The following is a 230-nucleotide window of genomic DNA, read 5'->3' as shown; positions in this document are numbered from 1 at the left end:
CTTTTTAAACTATTAGGAAAAGAACTTAATAATATTTTTTCACATTCCTCTATTGGAGTAATTATAGTCAATATGTTCTTTAGAGTTTCTTGTGAAGAATCCATAAGCTTCCAGAAATTATCAATAACTTGCTTTTGTTGATCTTGGAAGCAATTCCTAATGACATCAACTATTGTTCTATGCCACCAATTCATATTACTTTCACCAATAGCCAAATTAACGATTTCAGC

1 protein-coding gene is annotated in these 230 nt (G+C 29.6%); it reads right to left on the bottom strand.

The window, feature by feature from the left end; genetic code table 11:
* Positions 1 to 230: hypothetical protein (locus SB679_RS26580; protein WP_410705455.1), on the bottom strand; the 230-nt coding region annotated here is incomplete at both ends.

The sequence above is a fragment of the Chryseobacterium sp. SIMBA_029 genome, assembly GCF_046535275.1.
Lineage (GTDB): Bacteria > Bacteroidota > Bacteroidia > Flavobacteriales > Weeksellaceae > Chryseobacterium.
This window is presented reverse-complemented; position numbering and strand designations above follow the sequence as displayed.